The sequence below is a fragment of the Streptomyces griseoloalbus genome (genome assembly GCA_014650015.1).
Taxonomy (GTDB): Bacteria; Actinomycetota; Actinomycetes; order Streptomycetales; family Streptomycetaceae; genus Streptomyces; species Streptomyces griseoloalbus.
In genome coordinates this window covers 1-556 of record BMUD01000157.1, presented here as the reverse complement: position 1 = coordinate 556, position 556 = coordinate 1, and the positions used below count along the sequence as shown (strand labels likewise).

Here is a 556-nt window from a genome sequence, read left to right as displayed (position 1 = left end):
ATGTCCTGCGCAACCGCGAAAACCTGCGCGTGGCGGTGATCGTCAACGACATGAGCGAGGTCAACATCGACGGCAGCGAAGTACAGCGCGACGTCACCCTCAACCGCGCCGAAGAAAAACTGGTGGAGATGACCAACGGCTGCATCTGCTGCACCTTGCGCGAGGACTTGCTGGAAGAAGTCGGAAAACTCGCCAAGGAAGGTCGCTTCGATTACCTGCTGATCGAATCCACCGGTATCTCCGAGCCCTTGCCGGTGGCCGAGACCTTCACCTTTCGTGATGAAAACGAGCAAAGCCTGGCCGATATCGCCCGCCTGGACACCATGGTCACCGTCGTCGATGGCATGAACTTCCTGCTCGACTACCAGGCCGCCGAAAGCCTGGCCTCGCGCGGTGAAACCCTCGGTGAAGAAGACGAGCGCTCCATCACCGACCTGTTGATCGAGCAGATCGAATTCGATTCCTTCTAGTCGAGCCTCTCGGTCTGTCATTATACCTCGAGAAGTAGAAAGAATTACAACTCCCATTCCGCCTAAAATTCGAGGAATTTCTACCG

The 556-nt window shown here is 56.3% G+C and carries 1 pseudogene; it reads left to right on the top strand.

What is annotated here, in order from left to right:
- Nucleotides 1-458, top strand: a pseudogene (locus IE178_RS36585) (GTP-binding protein); the annotation flags it as partial.
- Nucleotides 459-556 lie beyond the last annotated feature (98 nt).